This is a genomic window from Embleya sp. NPDC059213 (assembly GCF_042754445.1).
GTDB lineage: Bacteria > Actinomycetota > Actinomycetes > Streptomycetales > Streptomycetaceae > Embleya.
On record NZ_JBHZAV010000101.1, the window covers coordinates 26,706 to 34,270 of the forward strand.

Annotated in this window: 9 protein-coding genes and 1 pseudogene; 6 read left to right on the forward strand and 4 right to left on the reverse strand. The window is 70.0% G+C overall.

What is annotated here, in order from left to right; all coding sequences use genetic code 11:
* Window positions 1-47 precede the first annotated feature (47 nt).
* Window positions 48-395, forward strand: coding sequence for a hypothetical protein (locus tag ACFXMF_RS30420; RefSeq protein WP_360304387.1), 348 nt, complete (start codon window positions 48-50; stop codon window positions 393-395).
* 10 nt (window positions 396-405) lie between these two features.
* On the opposite strand, the gene ACFXMF_RS30425 is transcribed toward ACFXMF_RS30420, so the two are convergent.
* Window positions 406-1,038 (reverse strand): RICIN domain-containing protein, encoded by a 633-nt coding sequence (locus ACFXMF_RS30425; RefSeq protein ID WP_379990270.1) that lies wholly within the window; start codon window positions 1,036-1,038, stop codon window positions 406-408.
* Window positions 1,039-1,392: 354 nt separating this feature from the next.
* Here ACFXMF_RS30425 and ACFXMF_RS30430 point away from each other — a divergent pair, with 354 nt between their 5' ends.
* The 3 genes from ACFXMF_RS30430 (at window position 1,393) to ACFXMF_RS30440 (ending at window position 3,669) form a co-directional block, all read left to right on the forward strand.
* Window positions 1,393-2,589, forward strand: a complete 1,197-nt coding sequence (locus ACFXMF_RS30430) for a helix-turn-helix domain-containing protein (protein ID WP_379990271.1) — start codon at window positions 1,393-1,395, stop codon at window positions 2,587-2,589.
* Window positions 2,590-2,693: 104 nt separating this feature from the next.
* Window positions 2,694-2,900: a hypothetical protein gene (locus ACFXMF_RS30435; protein ID WP_379990272.1), complete on the forward strand. Its 207-nt coding sequence runs from the start codon at window positions 2,694-2,696 to the stop codon at window positions 2,898-2,900.
* 208 nt (window positions 2,901-3,108) lie between these two features.
* Entirely contained in the window at window positions 3,109-3,669 is a 561-nt protein-coding gene (locus tag ACFXMF_RS30440; protein WP_379990273.1) for a hypothetical protein, read from the forward strand.
* 6 nt (window positions 3,670-3,675) lie between these two features.
* Here the strand turns inward: ACFXMF_RS30440 and ACFXMF_RS30445 are convergent, their stop codons facing one another.
* Window positions 3,676-4,593 carry an LLM class flavin-dependent oxidoreductase gene (locus tag ACFXMF_RS30445; RefSeq protein WP_360304378.1) on the reverse strand — a complete coding sequence of 306 codons (918 nt, stop codon included), beginning with the start codon at window positions 4,591-4,593 and terminating at the stop codon, window positions 3,676-3,678.
* Window positions 4,594-4,756: 163 nt separating this feature from the next.
* On the opposite strand from ACFXMF_RS30445, the gene ACFXMF_RS30450 reads away from it, so the two are divergent.
* Window positions 4,757-5,722 (forward strand): pirin family protein, encoded by a 966-nt coding sequence (locus ACFXMF_RS30450; protein ID WP_360304376.1) that lies wholly within the window; start codon window positions 4,757-4,759, stop codon window positions 5,720-5,722.
* A gap of 189 nt (window positions 5,723-5,911) precedes the next feature.
* Here ACFXMF_RS30450 and ACFXMF_RS30455 read toward each other — a convergent pair whose 3' ends face one another.
* Window positions 5,912-6,649: a Mut7-C RNAse domain-containing protein gene (locus ACFXMF_RS30455; protein WP_360304374.1), complete on the reverse strand. Its 738-nt coding sequence runs from the start codon at window positions 6,647-6,649 to the stop codon at window positions 5,912-5,914.
* 140 nt (window positions 6,650-6,789) lie between these two features.
* Between ACFXMF_RS30455 and rpmG the strand changes: the two genes are divergently transcribed.
* Complete coding sequence (gene rpmG, locus ACFXMF_RS30460) at window positions 6,790-6,954, forward strand: 50S ribosomal protein L33 (RefSeq protein WP_360304372.1); 165 nt, start codon at window positions 6,790-6,792, stop codon at window positions 6,952-6,954.
* 73 nt (window positions 6,955-7,027) lie between these two features.
* Here rpmG and ACFXMF_RS30465 read toward each other — a convergent pair.
* Window positions 7,028-7,565, reverse strand: a pseudogene (locus ACFXMF_RS30465) (MerR family transcriptional regulator); the annotation flags it as partial.

The window sequence follows — 7,565 nt, forward strand, 5'->3', positions numbered from 1 at the left end:
TACTTGTACGGATGCCCGCGTCGGACCCGCCGCCTAGCGTGACCCGCATGACCTACACGCCTCCCGGCCCGGCCGGCAACGGCGACGGCTTCGCCCGTGCGGCGGTGTTCGTCGTCGGCCTGTTCGCGTTCGTCGTGCTTGCGATGACCGACCTGTTCGTGCTGATCGGATTCGGCGGCGCCACCGAATCCTGCGCCAACCAGGCGTGCCGTGACTGGTACGAGGACCGACTCCCCTGGGTCTTCGGCCTGTTCGCGGTCAGCTTCGTGACGGCCCTGATCGCGCTGGTGCGACCGGGTGGTCGCCGCGCGGCGGTCACGCTTCCGCTGATCCTGGCCGCCGTCGCCCTCCAGGCCACCGCATTCGCCTTGAGCCAGAACGGTCCGGCGGCCTGAGGGCGGTGGATCAGACGTCGTAGACGTACCAGGCTTGATTGGCGCCGTAGTGGCACGCCCATTGCCCGACGGAGGTGCCGTTGGAGGTTCCCCAGGAAAGGGCTTCGAGGCACCTGGAGTTCGGGGCGGCCGAGTTCGAATTGCCGAAGAAGCTCTCGTTGGTCACGCTGTCCCAGTACCAGATCCACAACTGGGTGGGGGACTCGTTGCACGTCCACTGATTGGCTTCGGCGCCGTTGGCCGTGCTGTCGCCTCGAATTTCCAGACATTTGCTGGAATTCATATTACCGAATTCATAAAGATCGTTGCCGATGTACCTCGCGCCCCATTTTTGCGTGGCGGAATTATTGCATGTCCAGAGGTTGGCTCCGGCGCCATTTTCCAGACTGTCGCCGCGGATCTCCAGGCATTTACCCGGCGCATTCTTGTTCTCCATCACCACCCACCTGTCCGCGTTGATCCGAAGCTCATTGCTCGGCTTGACCCTGAGGAAACCCGCCGGGACATTGGGGTCCGAGACCGCGACTGCGACCGTTCCGGGCATCGGCCCGGGCCTGGTCGCCTCGGTGGCGGTGGTCGCCGACGAGGACCCGGCCGCGAACACCAGGCTTGTAGCAACGGACGCCAGAGCAAGCGCGAGCACGCGTATTCTCATATCGGGATTCACTTTCTTTCGAGGAAAGGTCGTCTATTTATTGACACGCAGCGCCAACCTAGCGTCGGCACACTGTGCGGTCAATGGATGATCTTGCGATGGCGCAAAATACCCGTGGATATGATTTGCGTCGGCCGGCTGAAATTAATGGCAAATGCTCCGAATGCCCTACGCGGCGGGAATGGCGCACGCGTCGAGACGCAACCACAAACGGTGGCGCGACCGCGCGCCGGGCACGCCCGAACTCCGCGCGCCCGAGTGGTGATGTACACAGATTGTGTGTCTGCCGGACACGCTCCGGACGTACGCTGCCAGTGGCCACGATCTCCAAGGAGCAGGCACATGGACGACAGCGTCGGTCAGCGCATCATCACCGCCCGCCGAACCCGGCGCCTGACACAGCAGGAACTCGCCGACAAGGCGGGGATTTCGCGGAGCTACCTCCAGAAGATCGAAACCGGCGACCGGCCGCCGTCGCATGCCGCGCTCATCAAGCTCGGCCATGCCATGCACCTTGAGGTCTCACGCCTGACCGGCCAACCGTACGACGCCGATCCAGGCCCTGAGGACCTACTGGTGCACGGTGTCGTCCCCGAGATCCGACGCGTGATGTTGTGCTACCGGGATCCCGTGCCGGCACTCCTGCCGCCTCGGGAGTTCGAGGAACTCGCGTCCCAGGTCGATGTGGTCAACCGGCACCGGCGCGCGGCGAGTTACGCCCAGGTCGCGCCGGCGCTCCCCGGCCTGCTCACCGAATTGACGACGTACGCATTGGCCCAGGCGTCGGGATCGTTGGCCGCGCGTGAGGCGTACAGCCTCGTTGCTCAGGTATATCGGGGGGTCAACTCCCTCGCCCACAAACTGGGTTACGCCGACCTCAGCACCAGCGCGCTGGAACGAATCGAATGGGCGGCATGCCTGTCCGAGGACCCACTGCTGGTCGCGACAGCGCAGTACCTGCTCGCGGGCGCGATGTTGCGCGAAGGCGCGTATGCCCCAGCCCGCCGGCTGCTGACCCGGGTGGAGGCGAATCTCCTGGCCCTGGACGGTCGGGACGCTCGGGGACTGCTCGGCGCCGTCCTGCTGAAGCGGGCCATGGTCCAAGCCCGAGCCGGCGACGTCTCGGCCATGCACTCCGATCTGAATCAGGCCGCCGAGGTCGGGGATCGCCTCGGACGCGACGCGGTGTTCTACGAGACTTCGTTCGGGCCTGCTCAGGTCGGCATCTACCGCGCCGCAGCGGCGATCGAAATCGGCGACTATGACACGGCGGTGCGCGATGGAGGCGCACTCGTGTTGCCTGCCGACATGCCTGCGGAGCGGTCCTCGCATCACCACATCGACCAGGCACATGCCCGACTGGTGCTGGGCGACCGCAGTGGTGCGTGGGAATCGCTTCGGGCGGCCCGGAAAAAGGCGCCGTTGCACACCCGCAAGCATCCGCGCGTCCGGGACACGGTCGGCACCTTGCTTCGGCTGGAGCGGGCCGACGACGAGAGTCATCTGGGCTACGCGCGATGGGCCGGCGTAACCATCTGACCCACGTCCGCGACAAAGGCGATGCACACAACTTGTGAGCATTAGCCCTCATTTCGCCCCCCATGATGAGTACTCCCAGTAGCCCTGAGACCACGGGAGGCATCGTGATTCGGCATCGCGAACGCACGGCCCTGATTGTCGACTGCGACCCGGCATCGGACCGGCCCGTCGTGCTGCGGCCCATCGATCCCCATGCCCCCGTCATACGGCTCACCCGCGCCGAGGCTCAGCACCTGGTCGACGACACATCCGTCCTGCTCGACCTGCTCGACGCAACGGCCGACGCACCCGAGGCCGACGCCGCGCCGTAGCCACCGACCGCCGCCCGGCGTGTGTGTCGGGTGGCCATCGTCCCGGTCCGGTGGTCGTTGATCGCGGTCGGGCCGGGCCATACGCGGGGCGGGTCGGCAGGGATCGGAGGAGCTCTCCCCCGCGCCGTCCCGACGGCGGCACCGACCCGCCCCGCCACCATCCGCCCACCGTCGACGTCCATCACCCGTACCAGCCATGGAGCCCCTCGTGACCGAAGCCGAGGCGGTCCGCGCGACCGTGACCCTGCCCGCGTGGACCGCCCACCTCGCGCCCGTCGACCACCCGCGCCCCTGGCGGCTCGCCGTCGGCGCCGCCCCCGGGCCGTACCCGCCGGCCGGCCAACCCGACCGCGCCGACGTGCACCTGACCGACGCCGAGGTGGCCGCACTCGCCGAGACCCTGCTCCGCCCGCGACCCACCCACGAGCCGCGACCGGGCCGAGCCCGCCTCGTCCGCGACGGTCCCGGCCTGCTCCTGCGCATCCTGGTCGACCCGATCGGCGGCGAACCCGCCCTCGTCGCCCACGTCGAGGAACACCACCGCCGAGTGCTCCTGGCCGACCTCGCCCGTCACCGCCCCGACCTGATCCCCACCACCGCACCACCCGAGCCGAGGTTGTGCCTGGACCCGACACCGGTCGTCGGCCTGACCATCGACCAGGTCGCCGAACTGCACACCCGGCTCGGCCGATGGCTCGACAGCGAGGGCATCCGCGCGACCCTGGACGACCGCAGGGTCGCGTGCCCGCTCCGGGACCCGAAACCATGACGCCGACTACGCCAACAACGGTCGAACCTCGTGCGCGGTCCGGCGCATCGCGGGCAGCAGTTCGGCCGGCGACAGCCGAGCGGGCTGGGTGTGGCACAGCAGATCCGTGGCGTGCGGGTAGCCGGGGTCGGCCCGCAGCGACCGGGCCACGGATTCCGGGTCACCCGTGTACATGTTGCCGATTGCCAGGTAGTCGGCCGGCGTGAAATCGACCGGGAACCGGCCGGCCGCCCGACCCCGGGTGATCCACGGATTCAGCCGCTCGGCCAACGCACCCGCCTCCCCCGGATACACCGGACGGGACAGCGCGACCCGCCCCGGGGTGTGCCGGGCCAGGTGTTCCGCCGCCTCGCGGTCGCCCGGCAGCGGCCCGGCGGGACCACTGGACCGGCGACCCGAGAGCACGCCGAGGCCACGCTCGACCGCCCAGGCGATGCCTTCCGAACTACCGGTCCCGAGCCAGATCCGGTCCCGCAGCGTGGGTGCCGACGGAACCAGTTCGGCGCCGGCCAACAGGTCGAGCACGGTGTCCACGGTCTCCCGCAGGCGCGCGTGGCGGCTCTCGTGCGCGATCCCGAACCGGGCCGAGGTGGCCGGGTCGGCGCCCGCGCCGAGGCCCAGTTCGAGCCGGCCGCCGCTGAGCGTGTCCAGTACGGCGGCGTCCTCGGCGAGGCGGATCGGGTGCTCGGTGGGGCCCACCACGACGCCGGTGCCCAGCCGGATCCGGGAGGTGCGTTCGGCGATCGCGGCGAGCAGTACGAACGGCGAGGGCGACAACGCCCCCTGCGCCCCCAGGTGGTGCTGCGCGACCCAGAACGAGTCGTAGCCGAACTCCTCTGCGGCGACCGCGAGTTCGATGGTCCGGCGATAGACCGAACGGGCGTCGCCGGCGCCGGCCACATGGGTGAGGAAGCCGAGCCGCACGCGTGTCTTCCCTCCGGGCCGGAAAAGTGAAAGCCCCGACGACATGCGCGGGATCATCCGTGCCCACCGCCCCCGGAGCCCTGCCGATCCTAGAGCGCACCCCCGAACCGGGGGCCGCGCAGGGCCGAATACGAGCCTTCCCGGCCCGCGTACCGTTGGCGCCATGAGCAACCTCGATACCCACCCGGCCCTGACCACGTGCGGCGGCCGGGCCGACGTGCCCGGCGAACCCGTCCACGAGTTGCTGAAGTCGCGCGATGTGCGGCTCGGCGAGAGCACCATGGTCCGCCGGTTGTTGCCGAGCCTGGGTCGACGGATGATCGGCGCGTGGTGCTTCGTGGACCACTACGGGCCGGACGACATCGCGGACGAGCCCGGCATGCAGGTGCCGCCGCATCCGCACCTGGGACTCCAGACGGTGAGCTGGCTGCGCGAGGGCAGCGTGCTGCACCGCGACAGCCTGGGCAGCCTCGCCACCGTACGACCCGGCGAGCTGGGTCTGATGACCTCGGGTCGGGCCATCTCCCACTCCGAGGAGTCGCCGCGCGAGCACGCCCGGTTGTTGCACGGCGCCCAGTTGTGGGTCGCGCTGCCGGACGCGCATCGGCACGTTGACCCGCACTTCGAGCACCACGCCGACCTGCCGGTGGTCAGCGGCGGCGGCCTGACCGCGACCGTGATCATGGGCACGCTGGACGGGGCCACCTCGCCGGGCACCACCTACAGCCCGCTCGTCGGCGCGGATCTGACCCTGGCGCCGGGCGCGCAGGCCCGGCCTCCGCTGGAGCCGGACTTCGAGTACGCGGTGCTGTCGATGTCGGGCGAGGCCGAGGTGGACGGCGTGCCGCTGGCTCCCGGCGGGCTGCTGTATCTGGGCTGTGGGCGGACCTCGTTGTCGATCCGGTCGGCGAACGGGGCCGATCTGATGTTGCTCGGCGGCGAGCCGTTCGCCGAGGAGATCGTGATGTGGTGGAACTTCGTGGCGCGCACGGGCGAGGAGATCACGGCCGCGCGCACGGCGTGGGTGGACGCGACCGACTTCGGCACCGTGACCGGCTACGACGCTCCGCGCATGGACGCGCCCGCGTTGCCGTCGGTGCCGCTGCGGGCGCGGGGCCGGGTGCGCTGAGCCCGGGCCGGGTCGGGCCGTCGGCGTCGCGAACACCCCGTCGGCCTCGGGTGTGCCGCCGGAGCGGGCGGTCGGGTGCGGCGGATGCCGCCGTACCGCGCCCGACCCGGCGGCCCGCCGACGAACGGCGGGTTCCGTGCGTCGTGGCAGCGCCTGCCGGCGCGAGCGTCGATGCCCCGACCGCGGCCGTCAGCCGATGCTCGCGACCGTACGTCGGGCCGCCTCCACGATCTCGTCCAGGTGGCCGCCGTGCGCGCCATGCCAGTAGACCCGGTCGCACGCACGGCACCGGGCGAACGCGTCCACCTTGTCCAACGTGCCCGCCTCGATCTCCGACTCGACCTCCTCGCGCGTCGCCGCGCGCAGCTCGCCGTTGCACGCCGTACAGCGCGTCCAAGGCGCGAGCGGCAGCGCGAACCGGCGGAGCAGGTCGTCGAGTTGGCCGTCGGCACGGATCCCGTAGACGTATGCGCCGAACCACAGGTTCTTGCGCCGAAGCAGGCCGCGGTCCTGGGTGAGCAACACCCGGCGTTCGGCGTTGGCCTGGATCACCAGGGTCGGGTCGTCGCAGTCGTTGTGATACGCGGTGTCGATCCCGACCAGGCGCATCCGCCGGGCCAACGCGCCCAGGTGCACGTCGAGCAGGAAGCGCGGCGGCGTGTCGGCGAACTCCGGGATGGCCTGCGGACGCCGAATCGGCAACACGTCCACCACCTCGCCGCCCACCGGCCGGTGGCCCGGCCCGACCTCCCGGCCGTCCACCAGCAGCGCGCCGACCTCGGGCAGCGGCGGTCCCGCCGATTCCACCAGATGCCCGATCGTCGAATCACCGTCGGCGGGAATGCTCACCGGCATCCCCCGCAGCCTCGGCGGCAGGAACTGTTGCAACTCGGCGGGGATCTGAAGCAGCACATCCGATCGATTCACCCGGCCAGCATCCCACCGCCGCCCCCACCGGCGCCGAGAGTTTCCTTGCCCGACCGGGCCGGGGGCGCCGTGGAATATCCGGGCATCCGAGCGCCTTGAAGCAGCCATCGGGGCAGACTTCGAAACTTCGGGAGGCGTGCATGGCTCGCAGCGAGCTTCGTCCGATCGTGAAGCTTCGGTCCACGGCCGGGACCGGTTTCACCTATGTGACCAGAAAGAACCGGCGCAACGATCCGGACCGGATGACCCTGCGCAAGTACGACCCGACGGCCGGAAAGCACGTGCTCTTCCGCGAGGAACGCTGACCACGACGACAACGACGAGCCGGGGCCGCGCACCGCAAATTTGGCGGCCCCGGCCGTGCCCGCCGGCTCTGCGTCATATTCCGGGGTGTGGCAACTCTTCCGCGGATTGGGCGTCGGCGAGGAGTCGTGCCGTGAGTTCCATACAGCGCATCCGGGCCGGAGAGAAGTCGTAGGGCATTTTGGTGATCGCTTCGAGGGGGCTCATCCTTGTGTCCTCCTGCCCTTTCAGATCGGCGTCGTAGATCTCGAAGAGTTCCTCCTCGGCCGCATCCAGCCCGGCTGCCTCGATGGCCTGCTCCAGGGCCATTTGTTGGGCGCATCGCTGTACGGCGATTTCTTCGACGCGTGGGTCGTGGGGATCGACGCCGTCGTCGAGGGCGGCCTCGGCGGCGTCGAGACGGTCGTCCTCGGTCCTCAGGTCGGGGTGGGTGGCCAGCACGATGAACACGCCGGCTTGGATGGCGGCGCCCAGTGGGCCGAAGACCCGTTCCGTGACCAGCAGAGTGTCCAGGTCGGAGGGGCGCAGTGCGCCCGGGGGCAGGTGGCCGAGCCGGTCCGTGACCAGTTCGGAGAGCAGTCCCAGCGGGCCGTCCAGCGCCAGCAGGCGCTGG